21 protein-coding genes, 1 tRNA gene and 1 other annotated feature are annotated in these 18,775 nt (G+C 53.7%); of the genes, 13 read left to right on the top strand and 9 right to left on the bottom strand.

Annotation, left to right across the window (positions count from 1 at the left end):
* Positions 1 to 55 precede the first annotated feature (55 nt).
* Together VF709_RS02960 and VF709_RS02965 are read left to right on the top strand one after the other, a co-directional pair.
* Positions 56 to 131: transfer RNA gene (locus VF709_RS02960), tRNA-Asn, on the top strand.
* A gap of 53 nt (positions 132 to 184) precedes the next feature.
* A complete protein-coding gene (locus tag VF709_RS02965) occupies positions 185 to 517 on the top strand; it encodes a gamma-glutamylcyclotransferase family protein (RefSeq protein ID WP_029881834.1) in 333 nt (110 codons plus the stop codon).
* Positions 518 to 566: 49 nt separating this feature from the next.
* On the opposite strand, the gene VF709_RS02970 is transcribed toward VF709_RS02965, so the two are convergent.
* The 4 genes from VF709_RS02970 to dacD all read right to left on the bottom strand — a co-directional run bounded on the left by VF709_RS02970 (position 567) and on the right by dacD (position 3,980).
* The gene (locus tag VF709_RS02970; RefSeq protein WP_010432067.1) at positions 567 to 902 is read right to left on the bottom strand and encodes a DUF496 family protein; all 336 of its coding nucleotides are present in this window, start codon (positions 900 to 902) and stop codon (positions 567 to 569) included.
* Between the two features lie 168 nt (positions 903 to 1,070).
* Positions 1,071 to 2,129 carry an FUSC family protein gene (locus tag VF709_RS02975; RefSeq protein ID WP_013097836.1) on the bottom strand — a complete coding sequence of 353 codons (1,059 nt, stop codon included), beginning with the start codon at positions 2,127 to 2,129 and terminating at the stop codon, positions 1,071 to 1,073.
* A 92-nt stretch (positions 2,130 to 2,221) separates the two neighbouring features.
* Positions 2,222 to 2,695, bottom strand: a complete 474-nt coding sequence (gene sbmC / locus VF709_RS02980) for a DNA gyrase inhibitor SbmC (RefSeq protein WP_013097837.1) — start codon at positions 2,693 to 2,695, stop codon at positions 2,222 to 2,224.
* Between the two features lie 118 nt (positions 2,696 to 2,813).
* Positions 2,814 to 3,980 carry a serine-type D-Ala-D-Ala carboxypeptidase DacD gene (dacD, locus tag VF709_RS02985; RefSeq protein ID WP_423946781.1) on the bottom strand — a complete coding sequence of 389 codons (1,167 nt, stop codon included), beginning with the start codon at positions 3,978 to 3,980 and terminating at the stop codon, positions 2,814 to 2,816.
* A gap of 198 nt (positions 3,981 to 4,178) precedes the next feature.
* Between dacD and sbcB the strand changes: the two genes are divergently transcribed.
* Positions 4,179 to 5,615, top strand: a complete 1,437-nt coding sequence (gene sbcB, locus VF709_RS02990; RefSeq protein ID WP_370626664.1) for an exodeoxyribonuclease I — start codon at positions 4,179 to 4,181, stop codon at positions 5,613 to 5,615.
* Positions 5,616 to 5,736: 121 nt separating this feature from the next.
* On the opposite strand, the gene VF709_RS02995 is transcribed toward sbcB, so the two are convergent.
* The 4 genes from VF709_RS02995 to VF709_RS03010 all read right to left on the bottom strand — a co-directional run bounded on the left by VF709_RS02995 (position 5,737) and on the right by VF709_RS03010 (position 9,160).
* On the bottom strand, positions 5,737 to 7,095 hold the full coding sequence (locus VF709_RS02995) for an APC family permease (RefSeq protein ID WP_013097840.1): 1,359 nt from the start codon (positions 7,093 to 7,095) through the stop codon (positions 5,737 to 5,739).
* Positions 7,085 to 7,147: a membrane protein YoeI gene (yoeI, locus tag VF709_RS03000; RefSeq protein ID WP_099458931.1), complete on the bottom strand. Its 63-nt coding sequence runs from the start codon at positions 7,145 to 7,147 to the stop codon at positions 7,085 to 7,087. The genes VF709_RS02995 and yoeI overlap by 11 nt, the downstream gene beginning before the upstream one ends.
* A 217-nt stretch (positions 7,148 to 7,364) precedes the next feature.
* On the bottom strand, positions 7,365 to 8,294 hold the full coding sequence (locus VF709_RS03005; RefSeq protein ID WP_013097841.1) for a LysR substrate-binding domain-containing protein: 930 nt from the start codon (positions 8,292 to 8,294) through the stop codon (positions 7,365 to 7,367).
* 41 nt (positions 8,295 to 8,335) lie between these two features.
* The gene (locus VF709_RS03010; protein WP_013097842.1) at positions 8,336 to 9,160 is read right to left on the bottom strand and encodes an SDR family oxidoreductase; all 825 of its coding nucleotides are present in this window, start codon (positions 9,158 to 9,160) and stop codon (positions 8,336 to 8,338) included.
* Between the two features lie 175 nt (positions 9,161 to 9,335).
* Between VF709_RS03010 and hisL the strand changes: the two genes are divergently transcribed.
* From hisL to hisIE, 9 genes are all read left to right on the top strand, one after another.
* Positions 9,336 to 9,386, top strand: a complete 51-nt coding sequence (hisL, locus tag VF709_RS03015) for a his operon leader peptide (RefSeq protein ID WP_001364200.1) — start codon at positions 9,336 to 9,338, stop codon at positions 9,384 to 9,386.
* Positions 9,362 to 9,485, top strand: a sequence feature (His leader region). (Overlaps the previous gene by 25 nt.)
* A gap of 45 nt (positions 9,486 to 9,530) precedes the next feature.
* On the top strand, positions 9,531 to 10,430 hold the full coding sequence (gene hisG, locus VF709_RS03020) for an ATP phosphoribosyltransferase (protein WP_000886595.1): 900 nt from the start codon (positions 9,531 to 9,533) through the stop codon (positions 10,428 to 10,430).
* A gap of 5 nt (positions 10,431 to 10,435) precedes the next feature.
* Positions 10,436 to 11,740, top strand: coding sequence for a histidinol dehydrogenase (gene hisD, locus VF709_RS03025; protein ID WP_149896232.1), 1,305 nt, complete (start codon positions 10,436 to 10,438; stop codon positions 11,738 to 11,740).
* The gene (gene hisC, locus VF709_RS03030; protein ID WP_149896231.1) at positions 11,737 to 12,798 is read left to right on the top strand and encodes a histidinol-phosphate transaminase; all 1,062 of its coding nucleotides are present in this window, start codon (positions 11,737 to 11,739) and stop codon (positions 12,796 to 12,798) included. The genes hisD and hisC overlap by 4 nt, the downstream gene beginning before the upstream one ends.
* Positions 12,795 to 13,862 (top strand): bifunctional histidinol-phosphatase/imidazoleglycerol-phosphate dehydratase HisB, encoded by a 1,068-nt coding sequence (gene hisB / locus VF709_RS03035; protein WP_013097845.1) that lies wholly within the window; start codon positions 12,795 to 12,797, stop codon positions 13,860 to 13,862. Before hisC ends, hisB begins: the two co-directional genes overlap by 4 nt.
* On the top strand, positions 13,862 to 14,452 hold the full coding sequence (gene hisH, locus VF709_RS03040) for an imidazole glycerol phosphate synthase subunit HisH (protein WP_001103580.1): 591 nt from the start codon (positions 13,862 to 13,864) through the stop codon (positions 14,450 to 14,452). Before hisB ends, hisH begins: the two co-directional genes overlap by 1 nt.
* Complete coding sequence (gene hisA / locus VF709_RS03045) at positions 14,452 to 15,189, top strand: 1-(5-phosphoribosyl)-5-[(5-phosphoribosylamino)methylideneamino]imidazole-4-carboxamide isomerase (protein WP_029881827.1); 738 nt, start codon at positions 14,452 to 14,454, stop codon at positions 15,187 to 15,189. The genes hisH and hisA overlap by 1 nt, the downstream gene beginning before the upstream one ends.
* Positions 15,171 to 15,947 carry an imidazole glycerol phosphate synthase subunit HisF gene (gene hisF, locus VF709_RS03050; RefSeq protein WP_440230864.1) on the top strand — a complete coding sequence of 259 codons (777 nt, stop codon included), beginning with the start codon at positions 15,171 to 15,173 and terminating at the stop codon, positions 15,945 to 15,947. The genes hisA and hisF overlap by 19 nt, the downstream gene beginning before the upstream one ends.
* The gene (hisIE, locus tag VF709_RS03055) at positions 15,941 to 16,552 is read left to right on the top strand and encodes a bifunctional phosphoribosyl-AMP cyclohydrolase/phosphoribosyl-ATP diphosphatase HisIE (RefSeq protein ID WP_058650933.1); all 612 of its coding nucleotides are present in this window, start codon (positions 15,941 to 15,943) and stop codon (positions 16,550 to 16,552) included. The genes hisF and hisIE overlap by 7 nt, the downstream gene beginning before the upstream one ends.
* 38 nt (positions 16,553 to 16,590) lie before the next feature.
* Here hisIE and wzzB read toward each other — a convergent pair whose 3' ends face one another.
* Positions 16,591 to 17,571, bottom strand: a complete 981-nt coding sequence (wzzB, locus tag VF709_RS03060) for an LPS O-antigen chain length determinant protein WzzB (protein WP_029881825.1) — start codon at positions 17,569 to 17,571, stop codon at positions 16,591 to 16,593.
* Positions 17,572 to 17,763: 192 nt separating this feature from the next.
* On the opposite strand from wzzB, the gene VF709_RS03065 reads away from it, so the two are divergent.
* On the top strand, positions 17,764 to 18,768 hold the full coding sequence (locus VF709_RS03065) for an NAD-dependent epimerase (RefSeq protein ID WP_029881824.1): 1,005 nt from the start codon (positions 17,764 to 17,766) through the stop codon (positions 18,766 to 18,768).
* The last annotated feature ends 7 nt before the right edge of the window (positions 18,769 to 18,775 follow it).

An 18,775-nucleotide genomic window follows, 5' to 3' on the forward strand; every position in this document is an offset into this window, starting at 1 on the left:
TAAGATCAGGTTTGACAAAACTTTTTTCGCCGCTAAGATAAGCCTCCACAACGATTCCTCTGTAGTTCAGTCGGTAGAACGGCGGACTGTTAATCCGTATGTCACTGGTTCGAGTCCAGTCAGAGGAGCCAAATTTGAAAAGCCCGCTTTTAAAGCGGGCTTTTTGCTTTTCTGGTGAGGAAAAATGGACTCTTTGTTTGTCTACGGTACGTTACGCCCGGGCCATTCAAATGCACATATTCTCGAAAGCATCGGCGGTGAATGGCAGGCCGGTTTTGTCACCGGGACATTTTATGCGCGTGGCTGGGGCGCTGCGGCAGATTTTCCGGGTATCGTGCTGCACGCCGATGGCCCGCGCGTTGAGGGTTATCTGTTTATCTCCAGTAACCTTGAGGCACACTGGCCGATGCTGGACGAATTTGAAGACGGCTACGATCGGGTCGAGGTCATGGTGACCACCGCCGAAGGTGACCAGGTTAAGGCCTGGATCTACCAGCTTCAGCCGCGCTCTGCGTAATAAAAAAGGCTCTCTGTCACCAGAGAGCCTTTTTTGCAATCAGCAGCGATTATTCGCTTTTGGCTTCAGCGTTTTTGATTTCGCCCATCACTTTCAGCTTTTTGGAGATGTCACGACGCTCTTTAGACAGCTCAGCGTTTTTGATGATGTAGTCATCAACGCGGTCTTCGTAGTCGCTCTTCATGCTGGCGATGATGCCCTGAATAGCTTCAACGCTCATACCTGGCTTAATGTAGTCGCTCAGGTTATCCAGCAGCAGAACACGTTTCTGGTTGTCACGGATCTTCTTCTCAACGTCCTGGATTTCACGCTGCAGTTTGTTTTTGCGGCGGAACAGGCGGACGAATTCCAGAACATCCTGGAACGAAGGCTTGGTAGTTTCCATTTTTACACCCCTGATAATGTGAGATTCGGATTCGTTAAAGCAACCGTTGTACCAATAACCTTACTGACAGCGGCTGCGAATGACAATGAGTATATCGTTTAAAACTATCATAACCCCAATTGATGCTGAATCGAAGCAGCAGCCGTCACATATGGCGATAGCTGCTCTTTATTTGCGCAGTGCGCGGCAAATGAGATGCGACAGCAACTCAAGCTGACGCGCCAGCTCCATGCTCAGCCAGACGTAACCATGGATTGGGGTTTCCGCTACGTTATCGCCCTGTCGCTCGTTGATCAGCTGTTTCAGCTCGGCAACGATCTCATTCAGACGCTCGCTGTTTGCGAGGATGGGCTGCGGGTTACCTTCATAAAGGGCATGAGCGATGGTCAGCAGGGTTTGCTGCGTCATCTGCTGCGTCTCCTTCAGCGTCTGCGCGTTCAGCATTAACAGATGGCTGGGGCGCGAGGCCCAGTGCGCGTTGATTTGCAATTCAAGCATGCAGACCAGATTGCGGCTCACGGTCTGGATAGCTTCGAAAATCGATTTCTGAATATGGGTCTCTTTACTGGCAGGGGTAATCAGACCGCGCATTTTGACCACGTCATTAAGGATCTGCTGAAGGTGCTTCTCCAGCCGGGGACGTTCGACAAGATTAGGTGAAAAACCGGCCTGGTAGACGCGGTTAAAAGCGGTGACGTAATTTGCCATCTGAATGCGCCAGTGCAGGAAAGCGCGCTGCGGCCAGATACCAGTGAAAAGCATCGCCAGCAGTGAACCAAGAATAACATCCCCGCTTCGCCACAGTGCCGTGGTCATATCACCCGCTGGCGCGCCGACCACCACCGCGAGGGTGATACCAATCAGCAGTGCCTGATAGGGCTTTTTACCCAGCGCCAGCCAGCCGCAGAGGAACATGGCGACACCGCACCAGGCCAACATCACCGGAAATGAAATAAGCTCCAGCTTCAGGGCAATCAACCCAAGGGCTGAGCCAAAAACCGTACCGCCAATGCGCTCGAAGGCACGCGGGACAACGTTCCCCCAGAACGAGATAGGCCCCATGACGACCACCAGCGTGATCAGCGGCCACGTTCCTTCAGGAACATCCAGCAAACGGACCAGCACAAACGTCAGAACGAATGCCAGCGCGATACGGCACCCATGAACCACGCGGTAGTGTTTATACAACCGAATTTCGAAAGACGTTAATGATTTGTCGGGACGCACACCCGCTCTCCAGCTACACGGCAAATCACAATTGTACTGTGTTTTCAGCCGGGCGGATCACACCCGGCTAAAAAACCCTGTATTTAACAGGACTACCCCGCTTTATGCTCTACAGCGATAAACATTTCGATGTCCCAGTACCCATCGGCGTTGCCATCATTGAGATAGCGCTCGAAGCACGGTTTCAGAGCCATCTGGAATTTGTTGTCCTGCAAAAGGGAGTTAAAGAACTGGTACCACGGCGTGGCGAAGTCGTAGTTTTCAACACGTGCTTTCGCGACGGCGTAATCTCCGGCCGCAATTTCCGTCATCATCACCCCTTCGCTGTTTTCCGGGATAACAAAATCATCCGGTACCGTAACGGCCGTATCGCAGCGCAATTTTTCTGCCGGGACTTCGTCCGGGTTATCGTAATAAACCGCAACCCACTCCAGCGGCTGAATGTGTCGGCCATCGACCCACATGACCAGCTGTTCAAAGCCCTGTTTTACCGTGTGTTCCCATGGCCCGACCAGGTGAAAACCGGCAATCTTACGTTTCTTTTCCTGCCTGATGCTGTAGTCCATACTGCCTCCGCTTATCACTGTATATTTATACACTATAAAGCAGAATTTCTATAATCGGCAATCAAGGAGTGTTTATTATGTGAGCAGACTCGCAACCCTGCCAGTCTGCCCAGAAAGGTTAGATTTTGTGGTGCAGATAATCACTCAGACGGGAGAAAAGGCCACCTTTATCAACACGCTCCAGCGTCACCAGCGGCCAGTGAGCGACCACTTTATCGCGGTCGTATAACTGGATCTCGCCCACCCGCTGATGGGCGGCTATCGGCGCTTCCAGCTCTTTTGTATCCAGCACGTATTTTGCCTTGATGTTCGGTACTTCTGCTTTCGGTAATGCCAGCCAGAAATCCTGGTCGGTGCCCAGGTTCACCTGTTTCTTATCGCCGTACCAGATCCGCTCGGTGCCCACTTTTTTACCGTTGTGCAGGATCTGCACGGTATCAAAATTCTGTTGTCCCCAGTGCAACAGTTTACGGGCCTGATCCTCACGCCCTTTCGGACTGTCTGCCCCCATCACCACGGCGATCAAGCGACGCTGGCCATCAACGGCGGAAGCAATCAGGTTAAATCCGGCCCCTGACGTGTGCCCCGTTTTCAGACCATCCACGTTCATGGTTTTATCCCAGAGCAGACCGTTACGGTTTTGCTGCGTGATCCCATTCCAGGTCAGGCTCTTTTCACTGTACATATGGTAAAACTCAGGCTCGCCGTGGATGATGGCTCTGGACAGCACGGCCAGATCATACGCAGAGCTGTGCTGGCCTGGGGCATCCAGACCATGAACGGTTTCGAAGTGCGTATCGCGCAGATTCAGCTTTTGCACATAGTCGTTCATCATCTTCACGAACTGCGGCTGGCCACCGGCCACGTGATCCGCCAGCGCCACACAGGCGTCGTTACCAGAATCAACAATCAGACCGCGGCTGAGGTCGCGCACAGAAACGCGGTCACCCTCTTTCAGGAACATCAGTGACGAACCGTCAAAGACAGGGTTACCTTTTGCCCACGCGTCGCGCCCGACGGTGACAATGTCATCCGGGGAAATGCGGTGGCTATCAATAGCGCGGTCAACAACGTAGCCGGTCATCAGCTTGGTGAGACTCGCCGGATTGCGTTGTTGATGTTCGTTGCCCGCCGTTAAGATTTGACCCGTAGTGTAATCCATCAGTACCCAGGAGCCGGCCTGAATGGCCGGAGGCTGCGGCGAAAAATCCAGCGGATCGGCCGCAAAAGCAGATGAGACACTCGAAGCGAGTAAAGAAACAGCAATAAACAGACGGCGTTTCAACGGTATATCCTCAGGTCATTAAAAATCGATGACCTTTTTACGGGAGTTCTGGTGTCGTTACCTGGCTTAATTGCAAAAAAATGTGACAGGAAGCATGTTTTTCCCGGAACCACGCTCGCAAATTTGCGGTATGACGGCGCTTTTTATTCGGTCTGTCCCTCACGATCGTTTACCATAGTGACGTCACTTTTTAACAGGATGGTATTACTGGTGTCTGACTCTGCCGCACGCCCGACTTTTTTATTCCACGACTACGAAACCTTTGGCACCCACCCGGCGCTGGACCGACCGGCGCAGTTTGCCGCCATCCGCACTGACGACGAATTCAATATTATTGGTGAGCCAGAAGTCTTTTACTGCAAACCTGCCGATGACTACCTGCCGCAGCCCGGCGCTGTCATGGTCACGGGGATAACGCCCCAGGAAGCGCGGGAAAAAGGCGTTAACGAGGCAGAGTTCGCCCGCCGTATCCACGATCTGTTCACCGTTCCCCATACCTGCGTGGTCGGGTATAACAATATCCGTTTCGATGATGAAGTGACGCGCAACATCTTCTACCGCAACTTCTACGATCCCTACGCCTGGAGCTGGCAGAACCGCAATTCGCGCTGGGATTTGCTGGATATCATGCGTGCCTGTTATGCCCTGCGTCCGGAGGGGATTAACTGGCCAGAGAACGAAGACGGATTGCCAAGCTTCCGGCTGGAGCACCTGACGCGCGCCAACGGCATTGAGCACAGTAATGCCCACGACGCGATGGCCGACGTCTACGCCACCATTGCCATGGCGAAGCTCGTTAAAACCGCACAACCACGCCTGTTTGAGTATCTTTTGAGTCATCGCAGTAAGCAGAAACTGATGACGCTGATTGATGTGCCGCAGATGAAACCGCTGGTGCATATCTCCGGCATGTTTGGTGCCTGGCGCGGCAACACCAGCTGGGTGGCACCGCTGGCCTGGCACCCGGATAACCGTAACGCGGTCATCATGGTGGATTTAGCCGGGGATATCTCCCCGCTGCTGGAGCTCGACAGCGATACCTTGCGTGAGCGCCTCTATACCCCTAAAGATGCGCTGGGAGACCTGCCCGCGGTGCCGGTCAAACTGGTGCATATCAATAAATGTCCCGTACTGGCGCAGGCCAATACGCTGCGCCCGGAAGATGCTGACAGGCTCGGGATCAACCGCCAGCACTGCCTGGATAACCTTAAAATACTGCGCGAAAATCCGCAGGTGCGCGAGAAAGTCGTCGCCATATTTGCCGAAGCCGAGCCATTCGTGCCGTCCGAAAATGTGGATGCGCAGCTGTATAACGGCTTCTTCAGCGATGCCGACCGTGCTGCGATGAACATCGTCCTGCAAACCGAACCGCGTAACCTGCCCGCGCTGGACATCACCTTTGCGGATAAACGAATTGAGAAGCTGATGTTTAACTACCGCGCGCGTAACTATCCCGGCACGCTGGATGAAGCTGAGCAGGAACGCTGGCTGCAGCATCGTCGTAATGTGTTTACGCCTGAATATCTGCACGGCTATGCGCAGGAGCTGGAGATGCTTTACGGCCAATACGAAGGCAATGAAGAGAAGCAGGCGCTGCTGAAAGCACTGTTCAAGTACGTACAAGAGATAGTCTGAAATTCAACGATAAAAAAACCGGAGGCGATGGTCTCCGGTTTTTTTTGCCCGATGGTGCTGCACTTACGCGGGCCTACGGGTTTTGTCGGTCGGGTAAGCGTAGCCGCCACCCGACACGGTATTACGCAACGTCTTCGTACTGAGGAACCGGGTTACGGAAGCTCTTCGTCACGCAGGCCAGGTAAACCAGACCAATACCACCCCAGATCAGCCCCAGAATCATAGAGCTCTCTTCCAGGTTAATCCACAATGCACCGACCGTCAGCGCACCGCACATTGGCAGAACCAGGTAATTGAAGTGGTCTTTCAGCGTTTTGTTGCGCTTCTCACGGATCCAGAACTGCGAGATCACGGAGAGGTTAACAAAGGTAAAGGCCACCAGCGCACCAAAGTTAATCAGTGCCGTTGCCGTCACCAGGTCAAATTTAATAGCCATCAGGGCGATTGCGCCAACCAACAATACGTTCCACGCCGGTGTACGCCATTTCGGATGAACGTAGCCAAAGAAACGGGTTGGGAACACACCGTCACGACCCATTACATACATCAGGCGAGAAACCCCAGCATGCGCAGCCATACCAGAAGCCAGAACGGTAACGCTGGAGAAGATCAGTACGCCCCACTGGAAGGTTTTCCCTGCTACATACAGCATGATTTCAGGCTGTGAAGCATCCGGCTCTTTGAAACGAGAGATATCCGGGAAGTAGAGCTGCAGGAAGTAGGAGGCACCAATGAAGATCATGCCACCAATCAACGCAGTCAGGAAAATGGCTCGTGGGATCACGCGTTCTGCATCTTTGGTCTCTTCAGACAGAGAAGAGATACCGTCGAAGCCCAGGAATGAGAAGCACAGAATAGTCGCACCGGTGATCATCGGCACCACATGTGCCCCTTCAGACCAGAACGGACGAGAGCTAACCAGCGTGCCCGCGCCTTCACCGTGAGAAACACCGTAAATGATCAAACCCACAATAACCGCAACAATACCCATTTGCAGAATAACAATCAGGGTGTTGAAGTTCGCCACGGTCTTAATGCTGCGCAGGTTAGAGATGGTCATAAAGGCCACTAACGCAACAACAAAGAGCCACGACGGTACGGAAGGTACCAGCGCTTCGAAGTAAATTTTTGCCAGCAGAATGTTGATCATCGGCATGAACAGGTAGTCCAGCAGCGATGACCAGCCCACCATAAAGCCAACCGCCGGGCTAATGGATTTCTGGGCATAGGTGTAGGCAGAGCCTGCAGACGGGAAACGGCGAACCAGTTTACCGTAGCTCAGCGCTGTAAAGAGAATAGCGACCAGTGCAAAGGCATACGCCGTTGCCACATGACCGTCAGTAAGGCCTGATACGATACCGAATGTATCGAACAGCGTCATTGGTTGCATATAGGCAAGGCCCATCATAACAACCGGAATCAACGTAAGTGTTTTACGTAATTCCACGCGAGAGGTGTTTGGAGTTGCGTTATGCGACATAGTTATTCTCCTTTACGGTGATAACCGCCACGTAAGCGAAAAATTGCCCCATTTCTTTCTTCCTCAGCGACAACAACTGTCGGATTTTAGTAAATATCTATCCGGTACGAAGCCCGGCCTCTTGGTTTTTAGTTTCGTTTCATACATGCAAAAAAAAATAACCGACGCCTTTTATATCGTCGATTATTCCTTTGGTTGCTGCGGCGCATTTTGCCCCACATCAGATACAAAACGCAATACTTTACAAAGGCATTGTAAATATTCCTGCGCTAACTGGCTGATTTGTGGACGCTGCTCTGCGTATAGACAGCGGCGATAGCACTATTTGCTAAAATTTCGTCCCGCCACCAGGCGCTGGCTAACCCCGCCGTTTGTTCATTCCAGCCAACCCAGACAGATTCATTACTGCTTTGAGCCAGGACCTGTTTTTCAATCAGCGCGCCGCTATCAAGAAATCGCTGCGCCAGATAGCGAGGTAAATAGCCGCAACCCAGCCCACTGATTTGCAATTCCAGCTTGGTTTTAAAATCAAAAACGGTAATGGCCTCCTGCTCATCAAGCAGCTGCGACGATACGGCACATTCCGGCCGCGAGCTGTCGCCCACCACAATGGCACGGTACCCTTTAATAACGCGCCGGTTAATGGGCTCGGGCTCCCGGGCCAGCGGATGATGCGGAGCAACCGCAAAAACTTGCTCAAGTATTCCGAGGCGGGCAAACCCAAAATCGCTCAGTTGAGGAGGTTCATGTAATGCGCCGACGATGATATCCGCCCTCCCCTGAACCAAGGCCTCCCAGGAGCCGCCCAGTACACCATTAATGAAAATCAGCCGGGTCACGCTGTGGCGCTGATAAAACGCTTCAATCAGCGGCGTCAGAAGGGAAAACGGAAAAGTATCGTCAACGCCAATCACCAGTTCATTTTCCCAGCCCTGATGAAGTTTGATGGCCTGTTTTTCCAGTTCGCGGACGGTGTGCAGCACTTCACGCCCTTTTTCCAGCAGCATTTGTCCGGTGCGGGTAAAGCGGGCCCGGTGGCCAGAGCGATCGAGGATCTGGATATTCAGATCGCTTTCCAGTTTATGAACCGTGTAGCTCAGCGCTGAAGGGGTTTTGTAGAGCTTCGCTGAGGCAGCCGCAAAGCTGCCTTCTTTTTCCAGTGCATCCAGAATAATGAGAACATCCAGCAGCGGTTTCATGTTCGCCCCCTTCCGGTGTGCGATAGATTCCGCCGGAGGACTTATGCCATGGGCATCACCAGCGGATCGGGATACTGATACTCAAAACCCAGTTCATGACAAATGCGGTTGCCATCAACAATTTTGCCTTTGCTTTCGTCCTTTGTCTCACCAAAAACGGGTGGCGCCAGGCCCAACTGACGCGCCATCAGCGGGTAAAATGTGCTTCGCGCAGGATGAGAGGGTGCACATATATTATAGATGTGCCCGCCCTTTGGAGCCTGTAAGAGGAGCTCAATTGCCCCGACAACATCGTCCAGATGCACCAGATTCACCACATGTTGCCCATCGGGGGCAGACTTGCCGGCAAAAAAGCGTCCCGGGTGTCGCCCAGGGCCAACCAGCCCCGCCAGACGCAGGATATCTACCTGCGTTCCCGGCAGGTTGTGCAGCCAGTCTTCCAGCTCTTTCAACACTTTTCCGCTCGCGGTAACAGGACGGCGCTCGGTAGTCTCCTTCACCACACCTTCAACATCACCGTAGACCGAGGTTGAGCTGGTAAAAATAATACGCGGCACATCGTGTGCCAGCGCGCTGTCGACAATCTCCTGCATCGCCTGCAGATAGAACGATTCGCCCGGGCCGCTGCGACGCGCGGGAAGCGTAATGACCAGCGCATCCACATTCATCAGCGTGTCCAGATCGTCAGTATCACATACCAGTTCTGGTTCAAGACGCAGCTCGACGCCATCAATACCGCACATGCGCGCCGCCTCCACGCCATCCGCCGTGGTTTTGCTCCCGGTCACATGCCAGCCTTTCGCGGCTAATGACATCGCCAGCGGCATTCCCAGCCATCCTAAACCGACAATCGCGACCTTTTTCATGTGAATTCTCCTGACTCTCACTCGTCTCTCATAAGGCTACGCCAGCGCAGCAGAACACACAATTCATAGCATCAATATGAAATGAATTAATGATCAAAAAAAGCCCTTGCAATGTGTCACACAACTGGTTTAGGTTAAAAGACATCAAATGAATAAGCATTCATCGAGAATTTATATGACACGCGTTCAATTTAAACACCACCATCATCACCATCATCCTGACTAGTCTTTCAGGCGATGTGTGCTGGAAGACGTTTGGATCTTCCAGTGGTGCATGAACGCATGAAAAAGCCCCCGGAAGATCTTCTTCCGGGGGCTTTTTTTTGGACCAAATTCAGACAGATTAAAACAGGTTAACGAGGAACACAGAATGTTAGATAACTCACGTTTACGCATAGCTATTCAAAAATCAGGCCGTTTGAGTGATGATTCACGCGAACTGCTGGCCCGCTGCGGGATTAAAATCAACCTGCACACCCAGCGCCTGATTGCCCTGGCTGAAAACATGCCCATCGACATTCTGCGCGTGCGTGATGACGATATCCCAGGCCTGGTGATGGACGGTGTCGTTGACCTTGGCATCATCGGTGAAAACGTGCTGGAAGAAGAGCTTCTGACCCGTCGCGCTCAGGGTGAAGATCCGCGTTACTTCACCCTGCGTCGCCTGGACTTCGGCGGCTGCCGCCTGTCGCTGGCAACACCGGTTGATGAAGCCTGGGATGGCCCGGCCGCGCTGAACGGCAAACGCATCGCTACCTCTTACCCTCACCTGTTAAAACGCTATCTGGATCAGAAAGGCGTGCAGTTTAAATCCTGTCTGCTGAATGGTTCTGTTGAAGTCGCACCGCGTGCGGGCCTGGCGGATGCCATTTGCGACCTCGTCTCCACCGGTGCCACCCTAGAAGCGAACGGCCTGCGCGAAGTGGAAGTGATCTACCGCTCCAAAGCGTGCCTGATCCAGCGTGACGGCGAAATGGCTGACGCCAAGCAGCAGCTGATCGACAAACTGCTGACCCGTATTCAGGGTGTGATTCAGGCGCGTGAATCCAAGTACATCATGATGCATGCACCAACCGAACGTCTGGACGAAGTGATCGCCCTGCTGCCAGGTGCTGAGCGCCCTACCATTCTGCCACTGGCGGGCGATCAGCAGCGTGTGGCGATGCACATGGTCAGTAGCGAAACGCTGTTCTGGGAAACCATGGAAAAACTGAAGGCACTGGGCGCAAGCTCCATTCTGGTGCTGCCAATTGAGAAGATGATGGAGTAATTGCCATGAGCTTTAACACGATCATCACCTGGAATGAGTGTACTGACGAACAGCAGCGCGAGCTGTTAATGCGCCCGGCCATCAGCGCCTCCGAAAGCATCACCCGTACCGTGACGGAGATCCTCAATAACGTCAAAACCCGTGGCGATAAAGCGCTGCGGGAATACAGTGCAAAGTTTGATAAAACGGAAGTTGATGCATTAAAGGTTACCGAACAGGAAATCATTGATGCCAGTAATCGTCTGGGTGATGACATCAAACAGGCGATGGCCGTCGCAGTGAAAAACATCGAGACCTTCCACGTCGCGCAGAAATTGCAGACTGTTGATGTGGAAACGCTGCCGGGCGTGCGTTGCCAGCAGGTGACCCGTCCGGTCGCCTCGGTGGGCCTCTACATCCCTGGCGGCTCCGCCCCGCTGTTCTCAACCGTATTAATGTTGGCCACCCCGGCACGTATTGCCGGTTGCCAGAAAGTGGTGCTCTGCTCCCCACCACCGATTGCCGATGAAATTCTCTATGCTGCAAAACTCTGTGGCGTGCAGGAAGTGTTTAAAGTCGGCGGCGCGCAGGCGATTTCTGCCCTCGCGTTTGGCACTGAATCTATCCCGAAGGTCGACAAAATTTTCGGCCCGGGCAATGCCTTTGTCACCGAAGCCAAGCGCCAGGTCAGCCAGCGTCTTGATGGCGCGGCCATTGATATGCCCGCGGGTCCGTCGGAAGTGCTGGTGATTGCCGACAGCGGCGCCACGCCGGATTTTGTGGCGTCTGACCTGTTATCCCAGGCGGAACACGGCCCGGATTCGCAGGTGATTTTACTGACGCCAGATGCCGATATGGCCAAACGCGTGGGTGAAGCCATAGAGCGCCAGCTTGCCGATTTACCCCGCGCCGACACGGCACGCCAGGCGTTATCCGCCAGCCGCCTGATTGTGGCACGCGATCTTGACCAGTGCATCGCTATCTCCAACCAGTACGGCCCGGAGCACCTGATTATTCAGACCCGCAACGCGCGCGACCTGTTCGACAGCATCACCAGTGCAGGTTCGGTTTTCCTCGGCGACTGGTCCCCGGAGTCCGCGGGCGATTACGCCTCCGGCACCAACCACGTTCTGCCGACGTATGGTTACACCTCGACCTGTTCCAGCCTGGGTCTGGCCGATTTCCAGAAACGCATGACCGTACAGGAACTCTCCCGTGAAGGGTTTGCCTCGCTGGCGTCCACCATCGAGACGCTGGCCGCCGCCGAGCGCCTTACCGCCCACAAAAACGCCGTTACGCTGCGCGTTGCAGCCCTGAAGGAGCAAGCATGAACATTGAAGAATTAGCGCGGGAAAATGTCCGTCGACTGACGCCTTATCAGTCTGCTCGTCGCCTGGGCGGCAACGGTGATGTCTGGCTGAACGCCAACGAATTCCCGACAGCGGTACAGTTTGAGCTGTCGCAGCAGACGCTGAACCGTTATCCGGAGTGCCAGCCAAAAGCAGTGATTGAAAACTATGCGCAATATGCGGGCGTGAAGCCGGAGCAGGTGCTGGTCAGCCGCGGTGCGGATGAAGGCATTGAGCTGTTGATCCGCGCGTTCTGCGAGCCGGGTAAAGATGCGGTGATGTATTGCCAGCCTACCTACGGCATGTACAGCGTCAGCGCGGAAACCTTTGGCGTGGCGTGCCGTAACGTGCTCTCCCTGGAGAACTGGCAGCTGGACCTGCAGGGAATTGCCGACAATCTGGACGGCGTGAAGGTGGTCTTTGTCTGTAGCCCCAACAACCCGACCGGGCAAATTATCAACCCTCAGGATATCCGTACCCTGCTGGAGATTACCCGCGGCAAAGCACTGGTGGTCGCCGACGAAGCCTATATTGAGTTCTGCCCTCAGGCGACGCTGGCCGGCTGGCTGGAAGAGTACCCACACCTGGTGGTGCTGCGTACGCTGTCGAAAGCCTTTGCGCTTGCAGGTCTGCGCTGCGGGTTTACGCTGGCCAATAAAGCGGTGATCGACCTGCTGCTGAAAGTGATCGCCCCCTATCCGCTTTCTACTCCCGTGGCTGACATTGCCGCTCAGGCCCTGACCCCGCAAGGGATCAATGCGATGCGTGAGCGTGTGGCGCAAATCCTGGAAGAACGACAGTACCTGGTGACCGCCCTGAAAGCGATCCCTTGCGTAGAGCAGGTGTTCGACTCTGAAACCAACTACCTCCTGGTTCGCTTTACCGCCTCCAGTGCCGTATTTAAATCTTTATGGGATCAGGGCATTATCTTACGTGATCAAAATAAACAACCTTCTCTGAGCGGCTGTCTGCGTATTACCGTAGGTACCCGTGCAGAGAGCCAGCGCGTGATTGACGCACTGAAAGCGGAGAAAGTATGAGCCAGAAGATCCTCTTTATCGACCGAGACGGCACCCTGATTTCGGAGCCACCAACCGATTTTCAGGTCGATCGTTTCGACAAACTGGCTTTTGAACCAGACGTGATCCCGGTGCTGCTGAAACTGCAGAAAGCCGGATATAAGCTGGTGATGATCACCAACCAGGACGGTCTGGGTACCGACAGCTTCCCGCAGGCCGACTTTGACGGCCCGCATAATCTGATGATGCAGGTACTCACCTCTCAGGGGGTGGTATTTGATGAGGTGCTGATTTGCCCACATCTGCCTGCCGATGCGTGCGACTGCCGCAAGCCGAAGGTGAAACTGGTAGAGCGCTATCTGCTGGAAGATGTCCTGGATAAAGCTAACAGCTACGTTATTGGCGATCGCGCCACCGACATTACGCTTGCCGAAAATATGGGCATCACCGGGCTGCGCTACAACCGCGACGATCTCAATTGGGTAAAGATTGGCGAGCAGCTCACCAAACGTGACCGCTACTCGCACGTAGAACGCAACACCAAAGAGACACAGATTGACGTGAAGGTGTGGCTGGATCGCGAAGGCGGCAGCAAGATCCACACCGGGGTGGGTTTCTTCGACCACATGCTGGATCAGATTGCCACCCACGGCGGCTTCCGCATGGAGATTACGGTTAAAGGCGATCTCTACATTGACGATCACCACACCGTTGAAGACACCGGTCTGGCGCTGGGCGAAGCGCTGAAGCTGGCCCTGGGCGACAAACGTGGCATCAACCGTTTTGGATTTGTTCTGCCAATGGATGAGTGCCTGGCGCGCTGTGCGATGGATATCTCTGGTCGTCCTCACCTGGAATATAAAGCCGATTTCACCTACCAGCGCGTGGGCGATCTCAGCACCGAAATGGTGGAGCACTTCTTCCGTTCATTGTCCTACACCATGGGCCTGACGCTACACCTGAAGACCAAAGGCAAGAACGACCACCACCGAGTGGAGAGCCTGTTCAAGGCCTTTGGCCGTACCCTGCGCCAGGCAATTCGTGTGGAAGGTGACGCCCTGCCCTCATCAAAAGGAGTGCTGTAATGAATGTGGTGATTCTGGATACCGGATGCGCCAACCTGAACTCCGTGAAATCGGCCATTGCCCGCCACGGCTACGAGCCGGTGGTGAGCCGCGACCCGGACGTCGTGCTGCGCGCAGACAAACTCTTCCTGCCTGGTGTAGGCACCGCGCAGGCGGCGATGGATCAGATCCACGAGCGTGAACTGGTCGATCTCATCAAAGCCTGTACCCAGCCAGTGCTCGGGATTTGCCTGGGTATGCAACTGCTCGGCCGTCGTAGTGAAGAGAGCAACGGCGTCGAACTGCTGGGTATTATTGAAGAAGACGTGCCAAAAATGGCCGATCACGGTTTACCACTGCCACATATGGGCTGGAACCGCGTTTATGCGAAAGCGGGTGACAGACTGTTTCGCGGCATTGAGGATGGCGCTTACTTCTACTTCGTGCACAGCTACGCCATGCCGGTGAATCCTTACACCATCGCCCAGTGCAATTATGGCGAGGCGTTTACCGCGGCAGTGCAGAAAGATAACTTCTTCGGCGTGCAGTTTCACCCGGAACGTTCGGGTGCCGCAGGCGCTCAGCTGCTGAAAAACTTCCTGGAGATGTGATGATTATTCCCGCTTTAGACTTAATTGACGGCACGGTTGTTCGTCTTCATCAGGGTGATTACGGCCAGCAGCGCGACTACGGTAACGATCCGCTGCCCCGCCTGCAGGATTATGCCGCTCAGGGTGCGCAGGTGCTGCACCTGGTGGATTTAACGGGCGCGAAAGATCCGGCAAAACGCCAGATCCCACTGTTAAAAAAACTGGTGGCGGGCGTGGATGTCCCCGTACAGGTTGGTGGCGGTGTGCGCACGGAAGATGACGTTGCGGCATTGCTGGACGCCGGCGTGGCGCGCGTGGTGGTCGGCTCAACGGCGGTCAAAGACCCCGACACGGTGAAAGGCTGGTTCCGCCGCTTTGGTGCCGACGCGCTGGTGCTGGCCCTGGATGTCCGTATCGATGAACAGGGCAATAAGCAGGTAGCGGTCAGCGGCTGGCAGGAGAACTCTGGCGTTACCCTGGAGGAGCTGGTGGATATTTATCTGCCCGTTGGCCTGAAGCACGTGCTTTGCACCGATATCTCCCGCGACGGCACGCTGGCAGGCTCTAACGTTTCTTTATATCAAGAAGTTTGCACCCGCTATCCGCAGGTGGCGTTTCAGTCCTCTGGTGGCATAGGTGATATTAATGACATCGCCGCGCTGCGCGGGACCGGTGTGAAGGGTGTGATTGTGGGCCGGGCCCTGCTGGAAGGAAAATTTACTGTGACGGAGGCGATTCAATGCTGGCAAAACGGATAATCCCTTGCCTGGACGTACGTGACGGCCAGGTCGTAAAAGGCGTGCAGTTCCGCAACCACGAGATCATCGGCGACATCGTCCCACTGGCAAAACGCTATGCCGATGAAGGTGCAGACGAGCTGGTATTTTATGATATCACCGCCTCCAGCGATGGCCGCGTGGTGGACAAAAGCTGGGTCGCGCGCGTCGCAGAGGTGATTGATATTCCGTTCTGCGTGGCGGGCGGGATTAAGTCTGCAGAAGATGCGGCGAAAATCCTCTCCTTTGGTGCCGACAAAATTTCAATCAACTCCCCTGCGCTGGCCGACCCGGAGCTGATTACCCGTCTGGCCGATCGCTTTGGCGTGCAGTGTATTGTTGTCGGGATCGACACCTGGTATGACGCAGCCACCGGCAAATATCACGTCAACCAGTATACTGGCGACGAAAGCCGTACCCGCGTGACCCAATGGGAGACGCTGGACTGGGTCCAGGAAGTGCAAAAACGTGGCGCGGGCGAAATTGTGCTGAATATGATGAACCAGGACGGCGTGCGTAACGGTTACGATCTGGAACAGCTGAAAAAAGTGCGTGCGGTTTGTCACGTACCGCTGATCGCCTCCGGCGGTGCGGGCACTATGGAACACTTCCTGGAAGCCTTACGCGATGCGAACGTTGACGGCGCGCTGGCGGCTTCCGTGTTCCACAAACAGATTATCAATATTGGTGAGTTAAAAACGTACCTGGCCGGCCAGGGCGTGGAGATCAGGGTATGTTAACAGAGCAACAACAGGCACAGCTGGACTGGGAAAAAACTGACGGATTATTGCCCGTGGTTGTCCAGCATGCCGTTTCCGGTGAAGTGCTGATGCTGGGATATATGAACCAGGACGCGCTGGCGAAAACGGTCGACAGCGGTAAAGTGACCTTTTACTCGCGCACGAAACAGCGCCTGTGGACCAAAGGGGAAACCTCAGGCCACTTCCTGAATGTGGTTAGCATTACGCCGGATTGCGACAACGATACTCTGCTGGTTTTGGCTAACCCCATCGGTCCGACCTGCCATAAAGGCACCAGCAGCTGCTTCGGAGAGGCTAGCCACCAGTGGCTGTTCCTGTATCAACTGGAGCAGTTACTGGCTGAGCGTAAAACGGCAGATCCTTCCAGTTCGTATACGGCGAAGCTGTATGCAAGCGGCACCAAGCGTATTGCGCAGAAAGTAGGTGAAGAAGGCGTTGAGACCGCGCTGGCCGCGACGGTACATGACCGCGAAGAGCTGACCAATGAAGCGTCTGATTTAATGTATCACCTGCTGGTGCTGCTGCAGGATCAGGAGCTGGATTTGACGGCGGTGATTGAGAATCTTCGTAAGCGGCATAAATAAAAAAACCGGGGAATTTCCCCGGTTTTTTTATCTGCAAGTCAGGCTTTTGGTTTGTAGTTACGCAACGCGTTGCGGCCGAGAACTACACCAGAACCGATAATCCCACCAAGCAAGACTGCCAGAATTAACGTGATGGCCTTTTTCGGGCTGTCACGATAGACGGGAAGATCCGGCTTCATAACGTAACGATAAACATGGATGGTATCCGGGTTCACGTTTAACTTCTCGATATCCAGTAAGTTTTGCTTAGTCTGGTAGTAAGCGCCAGAGAAGACCAGTGGACGAGACGCTTCGTTATCAATCATCGATTTCAGCGCTTCGCTTCCCAGCAGGAACATGGTTTCCTGAGTCACGTCCTGGGTCTGCTGGATCTGCGGGGTGGTAATTTTCGCCGCTTCCGCATTCTTAAGCGCCTCAGAAATCTGTTTAATACGCAGATCTTTCTGCTCCTGAGCGACTTTCTCCTGGTTTTCAAGGGAGTCATTGAGGCTGGTGATCTGCTGCTTAATGTTGTCTTTGAGGTCGAGAGCAAGTTCCTTCGCCGTTTGCTCATCCACCTGTTGGATGTACTGCGCAAGCTGTTTTTGTGCCGCTTCTGCTGACTCACCTTGATAAGTGACGCTTAACGGCAGCGGTTGCCCTTTAACGGTTGCATCGATGGTCAGCTTTTCTGGCATTTCCTGGTTTTCAAGCGCCTGAGCTAAAGCAGAAAACGACGAATTGAAACGACCAATGGCACGGTTTTGAATATCCAGCATTGAAGGTGCCGCACTACCGTAAAGGATATTCAGTGCATTCGCGTAAGTGGCAATTTGCGCCGCATCAGGCTGGGCAATAATCGCGGACGAGGTCCATTTTTCTTTTGCAATGGTGATGTAAATACCCGCAATGATGATAAAAACAGCAACAAAAGCGCCAATTACCCACTTTCCACGCCACAGCTGTAGCACTAAATCAAGTAAATCAATTTGCTCCGGACCATTACTGCTATTAACCGGAGTATTGTTGTTCTGCGTCATACAATCCCTAACAGATGAAAAAGGGCAAAAACAGTGATGTTTACATAGTGTATCTGTTGCCAGCGATTTTTCTATCAGAATCCGATGAGTTATATCGGAAAGATGGGTTATGTAACTCGCGGTCAACGCGTTATCATATAGCAATTCTGATGCCTCAGGCATCGACAAGATAGAAATATAATGAGGAAAGATATGAAATTTTTGGTCACGGGCGCGGCAGGTTTTATCGGATCGCATGTCAGCCAACGCTTGCTGGATGCCGGGCATCAGGTCGTCGGAATTGATAATCTTAATGACTATTATGACGTCAATCTCAAGCTGGCACGTCTGGATTTACTGAAATCCGGGAATTTCACCTTCCACAAGATGGAGTTAGCCGATCGTGAAACTATGGCAGCGCTGTTTGCCACCGAAAAGTTTGATCGCGTGATACATCTGGCCGCTCAAGCAGGTGTGCGTTACTCGCTGGAAAATCCGCACGCGTATGCGGATGCTAACCTGGTCGGTCACCTTAACGTGCTGGAAGGGTGTCGTCATAACAAGGTACAGCACCTGCTGTATGCCTCATCAAGCTCCGTTTATGGTCTGAACCGCAAGATGCCGTTCTCCACTGACGACTCCGTAGATCACCCGGTGTCACTGTACGCGGCGACCAAAAAAGCCAACGAGCTGATGTCGCATACTTATTCCCATCTCTATAACATGCCGACCACCGGCCTGCGTTTCTTTACCGTGTATGGCCCGTGGGGACGTCCGGACATGGCGCTGTTCAAGTTTACAAAGGCAATGATAGAAGGCAAAAGCATCGATGTTTACAACTACGGCAAGATGAAGCGTGACTTCACTTACATTGATGACATCGCTGAAGCCATTATTCGTTTGCAGGATGTCATACCTCAGGCCGATGCAGACTGGACCGTCGAGACCGGTTCCCCGGCAACCAGCTCCGCGCCTTATCGGGTTTACAACATTGGTAACAGCTCTCCGGTCGAGCTTATGGATTACATTACGGCGCTGGAAGAAGCTCTCGGCAAAGAAGCAGAGAAAAACATGATGCCGATTCAACCGGGTGACGTGCTGGAAACCAGCGCGGACACGAAAGCGTTGTATGACGTTATTGGTTTTAAACCGCAGACTTCAGTCAAAGACGGGGTGAAAAACTTTGTCGACTGGTATCGCGCTTTCTACAAGGTCTGAAAATAAA

Source organism: Enterobacter sp. Lyrl_3, from assembly GCF_051948675.1.
GTDB classification, from domain to species: Bacteria; Pseudomonadota; Gammaproteobacteria; order Enterobacterales; family Enterobacteriaceae; genus Enterobacter; species Enterobacter cloacae.

Coding starts and splice junctions, on each gene's coding strand:
- VF709_RS02965 (WP_029881834.1), top strand. CDS start 185: ATGGACTCTTTGTTTGTCTACGGTACGTTACGCCCGGGCCATTCAAAT.
- VF709_RS02970 (WP_010432067.1), bottom strand. CDS start 902: ATGGAAACTACCAAGCCTTCGTTCCAGGATGTTCTGGAATTCGTCCGC.
- sbmC (WP_013097837.1), bottom strand. CDS start 2,695: ATGGACTACAGCATCAGGCAGGAAAAGAAACGTAAGATTGCCGGTTTT.
- sbcB (WP_370626664.1), top strand. CDS start 4,179: ATGGTATTACTGGTGTCTGACTCTGCCGCACGCCCGACTTTTTTATTC.
- VF709_RS02995 (WP_013097840.1), bottom strand. CDS start 7,095: ATGTCGCATAACGCAACTCCAAACACCTCTCGCGTGGAATTACGTAAA.
- VF709_RS03005 (WP_013097841.1), bottom strand. CDS start 8,294: ATGAAACCGCTGCTGGATGTTCTCATTATTCTGGATGCACTGGAAAAA.
- VF709_RS03010 (WP_013097842.1), bottom strand. CDS start 9,160: ATGAAAAAGGTCGCGATTGTCGGTTTAGGATGGCTGGGAATGCCGCTG.
- hisG (WP_000886595.1), top strand. CDS start 9,531: ATGTTAGATAACTCACGTTTACGCATAGCTATTCAAAAATCAGGCCGT.
- hisD (WP_149896232.1), top strand. CDS start 10,436: ATGAGCTTTAACACGATCATCACCTGGAATGAGTGTACTGACGAACAG.
- hisC (WP_149896231.1), top strand. CDS start 11,737: ATGAACATTGAAGAATTAGCGCGGGAAAATGTCCGTCGACTGACGCCT.
- hisB (WP_013097845.1), top strand. CDS start 12,795: ATGAGCCAGAAGATCCTCTTTATCGACCGAGACGGCACCCTGATTTCG.
- hisH (WP_001103580.1), top strand. CDS start 13,862: ATGAATGTGGTGATTCTGGATACCGGATGCGCCAACCTGAACTCCGTG.
- hisA (WP_029881827.1), top strand. CDS start 14,452: ATGATTATTCCCGCTTTAGACTTAATTGACGGCACGGTTGTTCGTCTT.
- hisF (WP_440230864.1), top strand. CDS start 15,171: ATGCTGGCAAAACGGATAATCCCTTGCCTGGACGTACGTGACGGCCAG.
- hisIE (WP_058650933.1), top strand. CDS start 15,941: ATGTTAACAGAGCAACAACAGGCACAGCTGGACTGGGAAAAAACTGAC.
- wzzB (WP_029881825.1), bottom strand. CDS start 17,571: ATGACGCAGAACAACAATACTCCGGTTAATAGCAGTAATGGTCCGGAG.
- VF709_RS03065 (WP_029881824.1), top strand. CDS start 17,764: ATGAAATTTTTGGTCACGGGCGCGGCAGGTTTTATCGGATCGCATGTC.